The organism is Methanopyrus sp. KOL6 (genome assembly GCF_002201915.1).
In the GTDB taxonomy this organism is placed as follows: Archaea; JAADCQ01; Methanopyri; order Methanopyrales; family Methanopyraceae; genus Methanopyrus.
On record NZ_CP019470.1, the window covers coordinates 1 to 15,502 of the forward strand.

The following is a 15,502-nucleotide window of genomic DNA, read 5'->3' on the forward strand; positions in this document are numbered from 1 at the left end:
TCGAGTTCAAAAACTCAACAAACTCGTATAATCTAGGATTGCACTCTCTTGCAATTCTAATACTCGGGTCTTCCACCATAATTATCTCATTATTATCCATGTCATAGAGTACGCTCATCATGGTATAACTCTGCTGGTCTATGCTCGGTAACCCACCATTAGACATTAACTTCTCAACCTCTTCATCCACTTTATCAGCCAATCTCTCCAGTCTTTCTAGCTCTTCACTCGACGGTGAACCCCTCCAAACCCTACCACTCGACAAGTCACAGTATAACTTGAAGAACTCCTTACTAGAACTCCTATAAACGTAGAATACTATAACATCACCCTGATGATCAACGCCTAAAATGAAATCCTCATTCGGTTTTAGAAGTCTACCAGTGTCGATCTTCACCACTTTATCAGGACTAGTACCAACCCATGCCTCCCAGAGTGTTGGGAATAAGTGATGACCGAACAAGTACTCTTTACCATTTTTTATCACCGAGAGCCCAATGTAATAGTATTCATCCGGTGGTTCACCCATGGTGGGTGGGGAGATTGGTATGCTACTGCTCATAGCAGCTATAATGTAAGCATAGGTATGGTCTGGGTTTAGTCTTATGGTATCAATTGTCTCACCGTCTACTGTAACTAATATTTTATCACCTTCAAGCCCGATCCCAATTGGCTCATTGGATATTATAACCTCCTTCTTATCCTTAGAGTAGTACAGTGTCGCTTCAAATGCCGCGTAAAGTGGGCCTTCTTTAATAGCCTTAATAGCCTTTTTCGTCGCCGTGATTCTCGCGTGTTTTAGGACTTCCTTCTCGAGTGATAAGGCTTGATCGTACACGTCCTGACAGTAAAAACCAGAGGATGGTGTCATCATAACGAGCACCGGGATTAAGACCATTACATAACCTAACATTAACCACTATCCCCCACGTTCCGTTATAAAATATCGTTACCAGTTTGACCACTCGCATAACCCGGGTTACAACCAGTGAGTGTTACTATGAACGGGCGGGGCGAGGGCAACTCACCCCGCGTTACCCTTCGAGAGGGTAGCCATCCCACTACAGAAATAAATTATGAGTCATAATAGGCGTGCCTAATCAGTTGACGCGTGCACTCAGATGCTCTGTCTGATCGTGTGGTGACCACCCTGAGAGAGGTTCTGGGGGGATCGGCGGATACCGTACGAGATCGATGAGATGGGAGTGGCACGGGAGATCGACGAGATCGACTTGGATTTGTTGGAGGAACCCGAGGATCTCGCGGTCGTCCCTCCATCGAGTGAGGCTGGATCGTGTGGTAATTCCTGCGTTTTCTGCTATATCAGGCAGAATCCACCTGAAGTGCTCAAGGAACGTGGCGGTAGTGTGGATACGACACGTCACGATACGTTGAACGATCCGAACTTGGAGGAGCGTGTGGAATCTGCCAAGGATAGGTACCATGATCTCAGGTTCAGGATAGTGGATACGGCTGGGAACGTCGGTGTTGATGAAGGGCGCATTGAGTCGTTGGCCGCGGCCGGGATCGATGAGATACAGATTTCGTTGCACACGACGGTTCCGGAGACCAGGAAGAGGTTGATGGGTAATCCTAATGCGGACGAGTTGTTGGAGCTATTACCGAAGTTTGAGGGTGTCGGTATCGACGTCATCGCCGATTTGGTACTCACTCCTGGGTACAACTTGGAAGAGTTACCGAGGACGTGTAAAGACTTGGAGAGCATGGGTGTTAGGCAAGTCCGCGTGTTCCCCGTCGGTGGTACTGACTACGCTCATGGGTTCCGGTTTCCGACGAGAGGTGAGCTGGAGTGGATGAGGGAAACTTCTCGACTGTTGGATCGTGAGCTGGACGTCGAGGTGATACCGTCACCGACCATTGACGCGCTGTTGGGGGAACCCGTGTTCGAACCTCCTGATCTTCCTGAGCCCGATTTTGAGGCTGTAATCGTCGTCGGTGAACTAGCGGCCCCTATCTTCGAACCGGCTGTTCGTGACCTCGAGAACGTGGAGCTGCTCGTGGTGAAGAACAGGGTGTTCGGTGGTGTGATAGGGGCGTCGAGCTTGCTCACGGCGAGGGATGTCTTGAGGGAGGTCGAGCGTTATGATTCTAGGACGGAGTTCCCTGTGATAATCCTTCCAGATGCCATGTTCGGTCCGGACGGTAGGACTCTTGACGGGTGGTCTCGTGAGGAGTTGGTAGGAAGGTTGGCGGCGCTCGGATACACGGTTATGACGTGCAGAAAACCCGAGGAGGTCGCCAGGATTCTCGCGTCCCCACTGCCGTAAGCCCTCCGCAAACGCTCCCTTCGTCATTGGTCCGTCCGGGGTGGGTTCGTCATCGGGCGCGGTAAGCATTTTGGTGCGGTACTTCATTCGAGTCGTGACCTTATCCCCCAGTAATGCGGGGTTTTAACTTGCGGCTGGTGGTGTTGTCAGGAGGTACAGGCACGCCGAAGCTGCTTCGTGGCCTCAGGGATCTTGACGCCGATTTTTCAGTAATAGTTAATACGGGGGAAGACGACGAGATTCTTGGATTGTACGTCTCTCCCGATGTTGATACTGTCCTGTACACGCTTGCTGGTATAGTCAACGACGAGACGTGGTACGGTATCGGTGGTGACGGGTTCCGCGGGCACGAGTTCTTGGAAAAGCTAGGAGTGAACGAGCCCTTGAGGATAGGTGACGCTGACCGCGCGCTTAAGCAGTATCGTACGTACTTGATGCAAGAGAAGGGGTTGAAACTCTCTGAGGCTGTGGACGAAATCCGACGTCGACTTGGTATCAAATGGAAGGTATATCCTATGACCGACGACCGTGTTACGACTGTAATCGAGACGGATGAGGGTGATTTGCATTTTAGGGAGTTCTGGGTCGAGCGTGGTGGTGAGCTCCCAGTACGTGGGGTTAGGTACGAAGGGGCGGAGGAAGCTTCTCCACCGCCCGACGCCGTCGACGAGCTCCTGAGGGCCGATGCGATCGTAATAGGACCGAGCAACCCGGTAACCAGTATTGGGCCTATCTTGTCGGTATCTGAGATCCGCCATATCGTTCGTGAGAAGTCCATCCTGATTGTGTCCCCGTTCATAGGCAAGGAGCCAGTGAGTGGTCCTGCCGGTAAGCTGATGAGGGCTGTCGGCTTCGAACCGTCGGTTCGAGGTCTCGTTGAGTACTATCGGGAGTGGGGGGTTGAGCCGGATATCCTCGTTATGGATGAGAGGGACGATGTCGAACCGCCGGACGACTTAGAGATCGTTCGGACTGACATCTTAATGCGTGATGAAAAGGACTCTGTGAGGTTGGCCCGTGAAATTCTCAGGGTCTTGGAGGGATTGGTGTAGAGGGGTAGCGAGATGTCTCCACGGATTATCGTGCCCGCCGTTATCGCCGTCGCGGTCGGTTGTCTAGCTTATTTGTATCTTCACCCGTCTGAGGGGGCTTCGGAGGTGCCCATCAAAGCTAGGGTGGAGCTGCCTAAGCCACTGAAGATGGAGATGTCGATGTCGGAGGCGTTGGAGAAGCGCCGATCGATCCGTGAGTACCGTGACGAACCTATAACCCTCAAGGAGCTCTCCACGGTGTTGTGGGCCGCACAAGGGATTACGGATCCGCGCGGCTTCCGAACGGCTCCCAGTGCGGGTGCTTTGTATCCGTTGAGGGTATTTGTAGTAGTTCGTAAAGTTGAGGGTTTAGCTCCAGGCATCTACGTGTATGATCCTAAGACCCACACGCTAGGACTCGTCAGGCGGGGCGATTTCACAGCGGAGTTACAACGAGCGTGTCTGGATCAAGAGTGGGTTGGTCGAGCCGCGGTTGACCTGGTCATCGTTGGGTACGAGCGGGTACTGCGTTCCAAGTACGGAGAACGATCGTTTCGGTATATGGCGCTCGAGGCGGGACACGTAGGTCAGAACGTGTACCTCGCGTGCACGGCGTTGGGTCTAGGTACAGTCGCCGTCGGAGCGTTCTACGACGATCGAGTTAAGGAGATCTTGGGAATAACCGAAGGTGATGCCGTACCGCTGTACGTCTTCCCGATAGGCCGGAAATAGCCGGGTCAGCACCCTCGGGACATCTCATCCCGGTCCCGGTCGAGCTGGGGCTAATCCCGCCATCATCCCCGGTGGCGGGTGGTCGGGCGTGGGTGTGGTCGTCAAGGACGTAATAGAGTACGGGCAACTTAAGCTCTTGGTGTTCGAGAACGTGTACTCGCCAGCAGAAGACTCATTCTTGCTCGTCGAGCATCAAGGAGTGTCCGGATCGGAACGCGTTCTGGACGTAGGGACCGGGTGTGGTATTCAGGGGTTATCTGCGGCCGCGGAAGGGTGCGAAGTGGTGGCGACGGACGTTAACCCCGCGGCAGTCCACTGTGCAATGTGGAACTCCCGTCTCAACGGTCTAGACGTCGACGTCCGCGAGGGTGATCTATTTGATCCGGTCCTGGGTGAACGTTTCGACGTCGTCCTGTTCAACCCGCCTTATCTACCCGGTCGTGAACTGCCTGAAGGTGACCCGATGTCTCGGGCCACCGAGGATCCGGTGGTCATTCGACGCTTCTTGAACGGTCTCCTCCGAGGGGAGATCCTGTGGGATGAAGCCAGGGTCGTCGTGTCCAGTCTGACTCCGGATGGGTGTTTGAAGCCGCTGAGGCACTTCGAAGTGGAGGTCGTGGCCGAGGAGTCGTTGTTCTTCGAGAGAGTCCGCGTGCTCGCGCTTCGACCTTGTGAGTAATTTGTGCGAGCGTTGATAATTTGTCGCGGTCTCACCTTCTACGGGGGATGGACGTTGTTCGTGGTCGTTTACTCCACCGCAGGAGACGAAGATGAGGCGAAGCGAATAGCCCGGAAATTAGTCGAGGAGGGACTTGCCGCGTGCGTGAATATCTGGCCGATACGGTCCGTGTACGAGTGGGGTGGAGAGTTACGCGAAGACGAGGAGTACGCCCTATTAGTCAAGACGACCGCGAAACGCGCAGGAGACGTCGTGGATAAAATCCTCGAGCTGCACTCGTACGAAACTCCAGCTGTACTAATCTTACCGGTGTTTGGAGGGTTCGAGGGGTTTCTGGAGTGGATAGTAAAGCGTACCGAGTGATCGTCCAACACTTTATCCGGACTCCTCGAGCAGTTCTAGTACCAGTTTGAGTTTTCGTTCGGCTTCCTCGTACGCTCGCTTGACCCTCTCCTTCATTTCTTCGAAGTCCTCAGGATGTTCCTCTCCGATAACACGCTTCACTTTGGTGTACGCGGCCTCCCGGAACTTCACGTCCAACTCGATTTCCTCGCCGTCCCGCTCGAGGAAGACACCGGAGCCCTCCTCGACGCGTCCTACGATGTCCGCACGCACTCCAGCACCGTCGAGGACCTCAACGCATCGTTCCGCCACGTCTTCAGGCGCTATAACCATGAGCATGTCCAGGGACAGCCCGAGGTAATCTATACCGAGCTCGTCGAGCATCTCTAAAACTCGGTCGTTCACGAGGGATCGTATCGCCTCCTCGTTGAATACGAGACGGACGCCTGCGGTCTCCGAGATTTCGGCCGCATCACCGCGGATGCCACCGTTCGTGATGTCGGTCATGGCGTCGACCTTCGAGAGTAGTTTCTCCTTGCGGAGCGCGTTAACCGCACGGACGAAATCAACGTTGAGGGTTTCCTCGACGACGTCGTAGTAACCGTGATAGATGGCGGTTGTGGATACGGTACCCCCTCCGGCGCCCTCCGTGAGAACGATCAGATCACCGGGCTTCGCGTTTCTTCGCGGTGTGAGATCGTCGGGTCGTGCGGTACCGACGCAGGCTATACCGGCGACTAGACGTCGCCCATGCACCATGTCCCCGCCGACGCGTAACGTACTACCGGCGAGTATCGGAACGCCGGTGGCAGCACCTACAGCGGTCACGCCGGCAGTGAAGTCGAAGAGACGACCTACATCCCCGTCGTCCGCTAAATGTAGATCGACTAAGAGACCGCGAGGACGAGCCCCGTTGACTAGTACGTCCCGCATGGCGGCCCTAGTCGCGTGAAAGCCGGCGAGAAAGGGGAACTCACTTAGCCGAGAGTGCATGCCGTCGACGGCACTCACTAGGATCACCTCATCCCGATCTACACGAACTGCGCCCGCATCATCGCGCTCTTCCGGCGATATCAGTGCGTTTTCCGACGCCTCGGCTGCGAGCTCCGTGAGCAATTCGTGTACGAAGAAATCACCTTCACCTCGAGATCCCACCCCCATTTCTCCCATACTAACTCCCGACTCAGGCGGTCGAAGGATGTCGCCTATCCCTCCGTCTATGGAGTGAGCTCTCCGGACGTATCGCACTTCATCGAGGACCGCATCCACGAATTCCCTGATTTCGTCCCTTGACCAATCCCGTTTCCATATTTCCACCAGGTCCGCGAGTAGCTCTCGGATTTCGTCCTCGGAGGCCCCTAAATCCATCATGTGCATAGCCAACCCTTCGAGATCCACCGCTCTGGCACCCCCGGGTCGGAGCTCACCTCGGTACCGACGCTCGAGGGAGAACCCGAGGGAAGCGTGATGAGGACGGATGTTCGAATGGTTGTAATCGCGGCGCTTTGGGCATTTTTGACTATAGAATCTCCGCTAGCAGTCGAACAGTCGAACCTGGTAATCTAGCGATCGGAGCGCGGGTCGCTGTTGAGATGGATTGTAGGAGGGGTTACTACGTAAGACGTGTAACGATCATCTCCTCACACCTGTCAATTCGCCTATCACACGCTCTAGCGACCACTTCCGGGCATCCTCTGGCAGTTCGGCGGCCTTCTTTAGGATAGGGCCCAGGAGTTCCGCGGCGATCATTCGGAGTGCCCTGGTAACTCGAGGTTTACCGGTGGAGATGGCCAGTACAGCGTCCCCACACCGGAGTACGGAGGGGAACCGCACTTTCGGTCTCGAGGTGTCGACGCGGTTGACGAGCGACAACTCCCTTTCCAATCGGGAGTTCAAGTCCGGGTCGTCCGTCGCAACCACATAAAGGTCAGCTTCAGGCAAGTCTTCCGGTCCCTCCACCCTCCGACGCACAAATTTCACTGGCAAGTCACGGGACCACTCTGGCTCTTCCGGTGCGACGACGGTCACGTCGACCCCGAGATCGATCAGGGTGCGCGCCTTCCGTTCGGCGACGCGTCCGCCGCCTACGATCACAACCCGCTCAACCCGGACGAATAGTGGTACGTACGGCAAGCTCCGGTCCCCGATCGATCCTCTCGCGGCCCACACTTGAAGCCGCTCGGTCTCCGGTCCGACGTGTCGACTTCTGGCGTAACCCTCTCGACCAGGAGTACTGTAGACGGGACGAGTTCACGCGTTCGGAAACTTCCTGTCCCAACTAGGCTCTTTCAATAATAGCTGGCCATAGACCTCTCGTCGATACTCGGGCGACATTCTGAGCAAATTACGTAGGAGCTCGGGGGAGTCTTTGGTCTTGACACGGAGCTCCGGATTAAGTCGTGGCGTTCCCACGACCCCGTGAACGTCCACTGGGATGAGACCCAGATATTCGCCTGAAACCAGGTCGAAGGAGGCGGCGACACCTATCCGGGCGTCCTCGCGGAGTATAGTTCGCTGCATCGCTTCGAAACCGCACACGTACCGTTTCACGCTCGGCTCGACGATCTCGAACCCTGCCTTTTTTAGGATCTCTTTGAGCTCCGTATCGTATTTCCGGGCCGCCTTACACTTCCGGTGTGGTATAACGACAGTGTTCGAGTGTGGCTCTCGGATCGGCTCGAGTTCATCGGGTTCAACCTCATCCACGTCGGGAAACAGCTCGAAGACGCGGTCGATCCTACCTTCCGGTCCACCGATTACGAGGACATCGTCTCCGGGTCGCGCGTCGACTACCTGTGCGACCCAAGGTGTTATGCAGGTGGAAGAGAGGCAGCCTTCTGGTGTCACGGTTCCGGTAATGGCGTTGCCGTTGACGCTGACCCGGAACCCGACGAGCCGTTTGAGCTCGAAATGTAAGTGCATAGGGGCGTGTCCGGTCCTGAAGACGTAGATGCGGTCCGGATCACCCATGAACAGCCACTTGGGGTCTAAGATATCGGTGGCGTCCACGTACACCGTCAACGATCACTCTCCCCGGTCGGTCAGGTACACCGCGGGTCCGTACGCTGGTATCATCCGATCGGGGAAGCGCTCCGGATCTCTACCTAGCTGGAACTCGGGCTTCTTCGGGCCCAGGGAGACGATATCTTCCAGCTCGTCCCAATCCATCGGCGAGACGTTGTGGCAACCGTGACCGCCGTCCCGATAGACATCCTCGTTCTCGAGTTTGCCTTCCACGAACTCGCGGATCTGCCTCTCGAACTTCTCCGACGATAATCGGATAGTGTGATGCTCGTAGACACCGACGACCCTGTCACCGTCGAATAGGAACGCCGTTACGTGCCCAGTCCCGTAGTCGATCACCAGAAGTCTGTCCGCGTCCGAATCGACTCGCCCGAGCATGGCGATCGGGACCTTCGAGTCCATCGCAACGGCGTCGGCTCCCGCCGATTCCGCTTCCATGTAAGCCGCGCGTAGTCTTGGGAAGTTCTCAGGCGGGACGTCGTCGAACGTCATCCGATCGAGCCTGCAACCGTTCGTCCCGAGATACCGGCGGAACAGCCGCTCGAACCTGTGCTTCCGGTTAGACTCGTAGTCCGGGTGATAACCATGGTCCTGGACGCAAGCCACGATCATCCCTACACCGTCCATGTCGACGTTCGAACGCTGTAGCGCCTCGAACACATCCGAAACACGGAAGTCGTACGTTTCGACCACGGGGGAGTCAGGTGGGACCTCCTCGATGGGGTCCTCGACAATATGAAGGTTGGGCATCTCCTTCAGCCTGCGCACGTCGTTATGAAGCGTCAGTGCCGCATCAAGCTCCGAGTAAATCTCGGTGCCCCTTTTCATGAGTTCCTTGAACTCGTGAGTGGTGGGTCCTCCGCCCATCGGAACGCCAACTAATGCCAAGTACCTCGGCGGTTCTCGCAGCATAGAGCGCAACCTCTGGGCTAGTGTCGACACGCGTGAGGGCCCCACGAATCTCGGTGAATACTCAGGATCTCCAGTGTAAGCCACCACGTCGGTCGTTCCCACTCCCACATCGATGACGATAGTTTTCACTTCATCCTGGAACGATACGGGTTCCAACGAACTCATCCCCGCGCATGGCTCTCAGGAGGTTGTCCGGGTTTCCTGCGTGAACGACGCGAAGTTCGAGATCGTACTCTTCTGCGAGTCTGGGGGCTACGGGATCCAAGGCGGTCCAGTTCCCCTTCAGTTCCCGAGCATCGATCTTGTGGATCAAAGAACCGGGGCACTTCGGATCCTCAAGGATGCCTGGTACGTCCTTAGCGAACACCACCAGGTTCGCGTCCGCTTCGGCTGCGACGTACACCGAGATAGCATCGGAGGTAACCTCCCACGAATGTGGCAGAGGATCTTTCATTCTAAGGTAACGGTACGGCAGTAACACCAGCTTATCGCCGAACTCTGGCTCCTCAGTGGTCGGCAGGTCGAGTAGGTCCGAGAGCAGATACCCGGTCTGGTCCATCGCGGCTATTGCCATCCAATGGGCCGCGTCGTCGGATAGATCCTCGTCTCCGTAGATCTCCCGCACGAGGTTCGCGAACCTCCATCCTCCCGGCACTACTAGGAGCTCGCCTTCGAACGCGACGACCGCGTCCCTCACGGCATCGATTTCCTTCACTGCCCCGGTTCCCGCTTTGAGTACTACCCTCACGATTTCAGCATCCCTTCCAGCTTATCCCTGAGGATACGCATGTCGGTGCGTTCCGTCTCAGTCTCTGCTTCCCGCTCGGCCTTTTCGAGGAACCTGATGACGCATTCCGGATCTTCGCAGCGGTCATACGCCCTCTCGAGTAGTCTGCGCGCTTTCTTGGCGTTCTCAATATAGGGCCGCGCTTCCACGTAGACCTTTGTCAGTAAGTCCTTCAGTTCCTTCGAGGACGACATCCTTCACCACCCGTACGACCGCGTCGGCGACGCTCTTAGCTTCCGGAGACATCGGGCCGAATCCCAACTTCACGGGGACGAGTCCTATCAGCAGGTGGATGTCCATCATCTCGTCGAGAGGTAGCCCGTGGGAACCCCTGTCCGGACCTAGTTTCGGCTTCTCCACCACAACCAGTGTTCCGGGCTCGCGATCGACACACACCGTGTCAACTAGAACTACGGGCTCGCTCGGTGGTCGAAGGCGTTCGAGCCACACGCCGGCGGCCACGGCTTTGAACTTGTGGGTCTTGAGGGGAGAAAGGCGTCGCGCGACCCAATGTCCGAATCCGTCATCCCCGGCCAATGGATTGCCGAGACCGACTAGAACGAATCCTTCTCCCAGTAGTTCTCGGAGGTAGTCTCGGAGTGGTTCCAAGGGTCCGATCATCCACCTAGCACCCTGGCGACGAGCTCGAGGAACCGTGAGACTGTCTCCGCGTTGAGGTGTGGCATCATTACTATCCTGACTCCGAGGGGATTGGTGGAAATGGAGATCTTCCAACCCTCCCGCTCCGCTTCCCGCAACAGTCGTTCCGCGGTCTCTCTGTCGGGCAACAGTATGTTTACCAAGTTGAGGTGGGGCGGGTCCACGGCTAGTTTTAGGCCGAGTTCTTTGGCCTTTTCTGCGACTTTCAGGGTCTCTTCGTAGCATCTGAAAGCTATCTTCCGATACCCTTCTTCCCCGAGCTCCAATATGTTCGCGTAGAGCGCTAGGACCGGAGCTCCAGGTCGTGTTCCGGTGATAGTGTACTGTGACGCCCCACCACCCGACAAGTAAGGTGCATACACCTCGATGGTTTTCGGGAACTCGTCGTCGCGGAACACGATACCACCCGCTGGCGGGGGTACCATCCCCATCTTATGGGGGTCGACGGTAACGGATACCACCGCCTCCAGATCGAAGCCGAAACGGGGTAATGGGTACTCATCCCGGAGGAACGGTGCCGTGAAGCCCCCGAACGCGGCGTCTACGTGGAGAGGAACGTCGTGATCCTCCGCCACGTCCGATAGCGCCTCGATGTCGTCGACGGACCCCGTCTCGGTGGTGCCGACGATGCCGACGATCAGCGCGGTATCCCGGGAAATCAGGTCCTGAACCGCGTCTACATCCACGGTATAGTCGGACTTCAGCGGCGCCTCGACGAGTTTCATACGTAACATCCGCGCCGCCTTCTCGAATGAGAAATGGCGAGTGGCGGGAACTATGATCTCCCTACCGCCTGTGACTTCTCGAGCCGCGTACGCGGCTAGGATGTTGGCCTCGGTGCCTCCCGACACTATACTACCCTCGGCCTCCTCCGGATCGGGGTGATCTAGGAGCGTCTCCGCCAACCATTCAATGCACTCACGCTCGACCCGGTACGCGTTGGGAAAGAGGTAAGGATCACCCAAATTGACGTGAAGCCCAGCTACGAACGCTTTGGCGGCGACAGGGTGAGGTTCGGTGCACATTGATCCGAGTACGGTACCGTCGGAATAATCAGAGTCACGCTGGATGATCATACGTACTCTATCCGGTATTCGGCTCCCCGCCGTTCCGCCTTGCCCCTCGCCCTCCTCAGCATAGGGGTGGTGATTACCACTAACGCCTTCAGGCCCTTGAGCGCCGCCATGATGGCTCCGTCCACCACCCCGAATTTCAAGTCCGGTTCGATCCCGAGCATGTTCAGGGCCGCCTTCGCCGCGGTGCCGGCCGCTCCGATAAGATCGTAGTCCTCCTTCTCCAGCACCTCTTTCAGCCTGTCGAGGTTCAGTTTGCGGGTCCCTCCTTCGCGCGCGCTCGGGACGCATACGAACACCACCTCCCCTTTTTCGAGCCCCGGAATGTCGCCCTCGATGTTCGTCACCGGCAGGTCTTGTCCTTTCTCCGCGTCGGCTTGGGCTATGGCTCGTGCTCCGGTCTTACGACTCTTCGACGCGTACAACAGCCCGCCTTCCATGTACAGGTGGACCTCTTCACCTTTCCGGATATCCTCCGCAGCTATGGCCGCCCAAGTCATGCGCTTCCCGAGAGCTTCCGCGATTTTAGCCGAGAACCTACGAATATTATTAATCGATTCGAGGGCTTTTTCAGCCCCTTTATCAGTCAGAACATATTCAGCTCGACCTTTTTTCTCTACCAATCCTTCGTCAATAAGTTCCTTTACGTAGTTGTGAATAGCCTGCAAGGAGACTCCTAACTCGTCCCCAATGTCACCTAAATGAACTCTAGGTTGACGCAATCCAATGAACGCTAATATCAAAGATTTCATCAGTTCGCGTCTATCCTTTAGCTCATTGGGCACCCTGATAGGTCCTTCTACCATTTCTTATTCACCCTCACTCGAAACTACAGTCAGCTTAGCTTGTTCCACCCCTCGGACCCCACGAATGCGCTTCGCGAGCTCGGCAATCCGTTTTCCAGGTCCTTGTAATAACAGTACTTCGAGACACTTTTCGTGGGAAACGTGTATGTGTGTCGTAGATATTATCAAATCCGTGAATTCGTGCTGCACTTTCACTAGCTCGGGCTCGGCGCGCTCGTGATGGAACACGTACGTAAGGACGCCAAAGTACTCCTCATCTCCTAATCGTTCGGTCCATTCGATCCTCTGAAGGTATTCCCGTAGAGCCTGGCGGAAGATCTCCGATCGGCTCGCGAAGTACCCCGAGGCTATTAGTTCGTTAACTTTCTGGAGTAGGTTGTTTGGTATGGTTATCGAGGTTCGTACCAGATTGTCCTCGCCTTTGCTCACCCGAGGATCCCCCACACGGTGAATTAATACTTGGTATCACCGTCATCTTGAAGTCTCGAGACCTATTAAAGCCATCAGGACCGCGAGCTCGCAGAGGTCTTCCCTCAACACCTTTCCGTCGGATAGTACCCCTATTGCACCGGAGCGCTTGCCTATCTCCCTGACTCCGACGAGCTCCGAGAAGACTTCTCCTACCTCCTCACCCGACAAAGCTTCCTCCGTTACGTCAGGAGGCAGTTGGAACCCCGGGCTCGTTCCCACCGCTTCTCGTCCTTCGGGGTCCCGCACCACGGCCACGTGGATGTCCACGTAGACGTCACCGACTTTTATCAGTCCGGCTTCCAAGCCCACCGAGTAGCTACCCAGGTTCCACACCTTCCGAGCCCTGTTCTTAGCGCCCTGATGAACCTCTCTCGTTCCCACAGGTTGAGGTGATACGTCTGAGTCGACGCTCACCGCCTCGACGATGATCTCACGGTCCGGAAACGCTCTGAGAAACGCTCGCTCCGTAGCCCGAACTTTTACTGGGTTAGTCGTCCCGACACGGACCTTCATCCACATCTCCCCGCAGCTGGCTTGATGATATCTTCCTTCCGTCACCGTCCAGCACGAACGGAACGACAACGATGGACAACGGTGGAAGACCGCGCTTCCTCCTGAGTTCGTTGATCTCCAACGCCACCGGTTCCGTCTCCGGACTCACAACGATCGCGTCCAACTCGTCATCCTCCAGCGTCGTGCCGTAGCGATCCTCCAACGGAACGATCTCGACCCGGTCCGACGCTCCTTTTTTCTCGACGAATCTTCGGACGTCCCGCACCCTCTCCTCGAAGGGCTCGACCCCTCTTTTTCCCTCTTCACGAACGAAGGAGTCCGTCGTGACCCCTATCACCACTCGGTTTCCCAGTTCGAGCGCTACGGACAACAGGCGCTGGTGACCTGGATGTAACCTGTCGAATGTGCCCCCGACGACTACTTTGCGGAACCTGGTCAAGGAGTTCAACCTCCTAAGATATCGTAAACGGCCTTTAGAGCTTCACCCACTTCCAAGAAGCCGTGACGGAGTTCTCGTAGTACCCTCTGAATCGAGGCCCTTCGTAGGTGCGGATGGCGTTGGTGAACCTGATGCAGGAACGGACACGCGTACTTGTAGTCGTGAAACTTCGGGAGGACCTCCTCTACGAGACGGCGTAGCTCGAACTTGGTCTTCGCCAGGGCTGCGGGGACATGTAGTTTGAACCGATCGTCCTCTGGTTGTACGCAGTGATGGCCTGTGGGTAACCCGTCCCCGAACGCTACGACGTCGGTATCGGATTCTTCCATCACTCTTTTCCGGATCTTAGCGTTACAGCGTCCACAAGGGTGGAAGCGACCCTTCTCCAAAGCTCCTTCTACGACGTCGGACAGGTCCTCCTCGACGAATTTAGGTTCCGTGCCGAGGTATTCGGAGAGTATCTCGACGTTTCTGCGCATCTTAGGCGTCAGGAACATCGGACCCGGGTCTACCGTGACAGATTCGACCTCGTAACCCAGCTTTCGGAGTATTATCGCGGAGGCCGTACTGTCGTATCCACCTGACGCCGCAACGGTGATCCGGATGTCGCGAGGTTCTTCTCCCTCCCAGCGTTCCCAGTAGTCCCACGGCAGTTCCCCGTAGAGCCTGGCTTTCTCTATCTCGATCCCCCGAAGGACGCCCTTTAGATCGGGCTGGCGACGGGAGTACCGCTCTAGAACCTCGTGCGATGCGTACAATCTCAACAGTCTCATCTTCAGATCCGTCCAGGCCTGGACAACCACGCGGTCTACACCGAGCTCTTCTTTGAGTCTACCGGCGACGTATCCACCCGGACCGATGAAATAAGACATGTCGGAACGGTCCCTACCTACGATCACTAGCGTGCCGTCCTCCTCACGTACGTCCACGATGTCGGGCTCTCCCTTCCCCTTCGTCCCTATCTCCTTCCTCAACTTGTCCACTACGGTCATCAGTTCCTTTTTCACGTTGCTTTCCCCACCGCACCGGTTTGGGTTCCTCCAGGTACGCTAGCTCTCCCCCACCAGGGCGGGAGACGCCGATCTTCTCGAGGACCGAATGCACGTCCTTCACGATCACGACGAGAGAATGATCGTCGGAGAGTATCTTCGCTCGCCCTTCGACGATCTCGACGCTGTCCCCGAACGTCTCTTTAATGGTGTCCGCAACGATGTACTTGTCCTCCCCCGAGATGTGGATGCAACCAGTGTCTTTGTTGTAGAACACCTCGCCCTGTAGCCCGGATTTAGCTACCGCCCGCATGATCACCTGGGCGAGCTTTCTCGTGACCAGCTTTCGGTTGAGGATCCTAACGGCCAGCTCCGATTCGAGGTCCCCTGCCACAACTTCGACGGAGTCTCCAACCTCGGTATCGGTCGCACTGACGATGCCGGCAGGGAGTTCCACGATCTCTTCAGGAGATTCTTCTGGTACGTACATTCGCCACGGCTTAAGGCGCTCGACAACGTCCACCACTTCCCCGTCTGCCAGGAATACCACATCGATCGGGAAACGCATGAAGAAGGTGTGGATCGCGCAACGTCTACGTCCGCGGTAAGGAGGCTTCAGAATCAATCCTTCCCCCTCCTCCAATCTTCGACGGAACATCAACCCCCGAAGCCTTGCGAAGAACGACTCCGCGATCTCGGCACTGTGAGCGAGCACGGTGCCTTTGCTCCGATTGATCACCGCGGCTTTCAACTGAT

The 15,502-nt window shown here is 56.3% G+C and carries 20 protein-coding genes; 5 read left to right on the plus strand and 15 right to left on the minus strand.

The genetic code is table 11. The features are described 5' to 3' along the window. A partial coding sequence (locus tag BW919_RS00005; RefSeq protein ID WP_157665771.1) for a hypothetical protein occupies nt 1-883 on the minus strand: 883 nt, incomplete at its 3' end. Nucleotides 884-1,199: 316 nt separating this feature from the next. Between BW919_RS00005 and BW919_RS00010 the strand changes: the two genes are divergently transcribed. The 5 genes from BW919_RS00010 to cutA all read left to right on the plus strand — a co-directional run bounded on the left by BW919_RS00010 (nt 1,200) and on the right by cutA (nt 5,093). Further along, nucleotides 1,200-2,288 (plus strand): DUF512 domain-containing protein, encoded by a 1,089-nt coding sequence (locus tag BW919_RS00010; protein WP_088334588.1) that lies wholly within the window; start codon nt 1,200-1,202, stop codon nt 2,286-2,288. A gap of 137 nt (nt 2,289-2,425) precedes the next feature. After that, complete coding sequence (gene cofD, locus BW919_RS00015) at nt 2,426-3,340, plus strand: 2-phospho-L-lactate transferase (RefSeq protein WP_232452981.1); 915 nt, start codon at nt 2,426-2,428, stop codon at nt 3,338-3,340. 12 nt (nt 3,341-3,352) lie between these two features. After that, nucleotides 3,353-4,051: a SagB/ThcOx family dehydrogenase gene (locus BW919_RS00020; RefSeq protein ID WP_088334592.1), complete on the plus strand. Its 699-nt coding sequence runs from the start codon at nt 3,353-3,355 to the stop codon at nt 4,049-4,051. Between the two features lie 88 nt (nt 4,052-4,139). Further along, nucleotides 4,140-4,730, plus strand: coding sequence for a HemK2/MTQ2 family protein methyltransferase (locus BW919_RS00025; protein ID WP_157665772.1), 591 nt, complete (start codon nt 4,140-4,142; stop codon nt 4,728-4,730). Between the two features lie 60 nt (nt 4,731-4,790). Continuing rightward, the gene (gene cutA / locus BW919_RS00030; protein WP_232452982.1) at nt 4,791-5,093 is read left to right on the plus strand and encodes a divalent-cation tolerance protein CutA; all 303 of its coding nucleotides are present in this window, start codon (nt 4,791-4,793) and stop codon (nt 5,091-5,093) included. Between the two features lie 12 nt (nt 5,094-5,105). On the opposite strand, the gene BW919_RS00035 is transcribed toward cutA, so the two are convergent. The 14 genes from BW919_RS00035 to BW919_RS00100 all read right to left on the minus strand — a co-directional run bounded on the left by BW919_RS00035 (nt 5,106) and on the right by BW919_RS00100 (nt 15,497). Continuing rightward, complete coding sequence (locus tag BW919_RS00035) at nt 5,106-6,470, minus strand: AIR synthase-related protein (RefSeq protein WP_088334598.1); 1,365 nt, start codon at nt 6,468-6,470, stop codon at nt 5,106-5,108. 234 nt (nt 6,471-6,704) lie between these two features. Then, nucleotides 6,705-7,205: a bifunctional precorrin-2 dehydrogenase/sirohydrochlorin ferrochelatase gene (locus tag BW919_RS00040; RefSeq protein WP_157665773.1), complete on the minus strand. Its 501-nt coding sequence runs from the start codon at nt 7,203-7,205 to the stop codon at nt 6,705-6,707. Nucleotides 7,206-7,322: 117 nt separating this feature from the next. Next, nucleotides 7,323-8,093 carry a hypothetical protein gene (locus BW919_RS00045; RefSeq protein WP_088334602.1) on the minus strand — a complete coding sequence of 257 codons (771 nt, stop codon included), beginning with the start codon at nt 8,091-8,093 and terminating at the stop codon, nt 7,323-7,325. Between the two features lie 3 nt (nt 8,094-8,096). After that, on the minus strand, nt 8,097-9,164 hold the full coding sequence (locus BW919_RS00050) for a DUF1786 domain-containing protein (protein WP_157665774.1): 1,068 nt from the start codon (nt 9,162-9,164) through the stop codon (nt 8,097-8,099). Next, on the minus strand, nt 9,139-9,756 hold the full coding sequence (locus tag BW919_RS00055; RefSeq protein WP_088334606.1) for a hypothetical protein: 618 nt from the start codon (nt 9,754-9,756) through the stop codon (nt 9,139-9,141). The genes BW919_RS00050 and BW919_RS00055 overlap by 26 nt, the downstream gene beginning before the upstream one ends. Then, entirely contained in the window at nt 9,753-9,989 is a 237-nt protein-coding gene (locus tag BW919_RS00060; protein ID WP_148688159.1) for a hypothetical protein, read from the minus strand. The genes BW919_RS00055 and BW919_RS00060 overlap by 4 nt, the downstream gene beginning before the upstream one ends. Beyond that, nucleotides 9,922-10,416 carry a hypothetical protein gene (locus BW919_RS00065; RefSeq protein WP_088334609.1) on the minus strand — a complete coding sequence of 165 codons (495 nt, stop codon included), beginning with the start codon at nt 10,414-10,416 and terminating at the stop codon, nt 9,922-9,924. The genes BW919_RS00060 and BW919_RS00065 overlap by 68 nt, the downstream gene beginning before the upstream one ends. After that, nucleotides 10,413-11,531, minus strand: a complete 1,119-nt coding sequence (mfnA, locus tag BW919_RS00070; RefSeq protein WP_157665775.1) for a tyrosine decarboxylase MfnA — start codon at nt 11,529-11,531, stop codon at nt 10,413-10,415. Before mfnA ends, BW919_RS00065 begins: the two co-directional genes overlap by 4 nt. After that, nucleotides 11,528-12,334, minus strand: a complete 807-nt coding sequence (locus BW919_RS00075) for a MarR family transcriptional regulator (protein ID WP_088334613.1) — start codon at nt 12,332-12,334, stop codon at nt 11,528-11,530. The genes mfnA and BW919_RS00075 overlap by 4 nt, the downstream gene beginning before the upstream one ends. 3 nt (nt 12,335-12,337) lie before the next feature. Further along, entirely contained in the window at nt 12,338-12,763 is a 426-nt protein-coding gene (gene nikR / locus BW919_RS00080; protein WP_157665776.1) for a nickel-responsive transcriptional regulator NikR, read from the minus strand. Between the two features lie 42 nt (nt 12,764-12,805). After that, nucleotides 12,806-13,318 carry an inosine/xanthosine triphosphatase gene (gene yjjX / locus BW919_RS00085; protein ID WP_088334617.1) on the minus strand — a complete coding sequence of 171 codons (513 nt, stop codon included), beginning with the start codon at nt 13,316-13,318 and terminating at the stop codon, nt 12,806-12,808. Next, nucleotides 13,293-13,757: a phosphopantetheine adenylyltransferase gene (locus BW919_RS00090; protein WP_088334619.1), complete on the minus strand. Its 465-nt coding sequence runs from the start codon at nt 13,755-13,757 to the stop codon at nt 13,293-13,295. Before BW919_RS00090 ends, yjjX begins: the two co-directional genes overlap by 26 nt. 5 nt (nt 13,758-13,762) lie before the next feature. Then, nucleotides 13,763-14,764, minus strand: coding sequence for an ATPase (locus BW919_RS00095; RefSeq protein ID WP_088334621.1), 1,002 nt, complete (start codon nt 14,762-14,764; stop codon nt 13,763-13,765). Further along, on the minus strand, nt 14,673-15,497 hold the full coding sequence (locus tag BW919_RS00100) for a DUF192 domain-containing protein (RefSeq protein WP_088334622.1): 825 nt from the start codon (nt 15,495-15,497) through the stop codon (nt 14,673-14,675). Before BW919_RS00100 ends, BW919_RS00095 begins: the two co-directional genes overlap by 92 nt. Nucleotides 15,498-15,502: the final 5 nt, after the last annotated feature.

Excerpts from the sequence above, each read along its gene's own strand:
- BW919_RS00010 (WP_088334588.1), top strand. The coding sequence starts at position 1,200 with ATGGGAGTGGCACGGGAGATCGACGAGATCGACTTGGATTTGTTGGAG.
- BW919_RS00020 (WP_088334592.1), top strand. The coding sequence starts at position 3,353 with ATGTCTCCACGGATTATCGTGCCCGCCGTTATCGCCGTCGCGGTCGGT.
- BW919_RS00060 (WP_148688159.1), bottom strand. The coding sequence starts at position 9,989 with ATGTCGTCCTCGAAGGAACTGAAGGACTTACTGACAAAGGTCTACGTG.
- BW919_RS00065 (WP_088334609.1), bottom strand. The coding sequence starts at position 10,416 with ATGATCGGACCCTTGGAACCACTCCGAGACTACCTCCGAGAACTACTG.
- mfnA (WP_157665775.1), bottom strand. The coding sequence starts at position 11,531 with ATGATCATCCAGCGTGACTCTGATTATTCCGACGGTACCGTACTCGGA.
- BW919_RS00075 (WP_088334613.1), bottom strand. The coding sequence starts at position 12,334 with ATGGTAGAAGGACCTATCAGGGTGCCCAATGAGCTAAAGGATAGACGC.
- yjjX (WP_088334617.1), bottom strand. The coding sequence starts at position 13,318 with ATGAAGGTCCGTGTCGGGACGACTAACCCAGTAAAAGTTCGGGCTACG.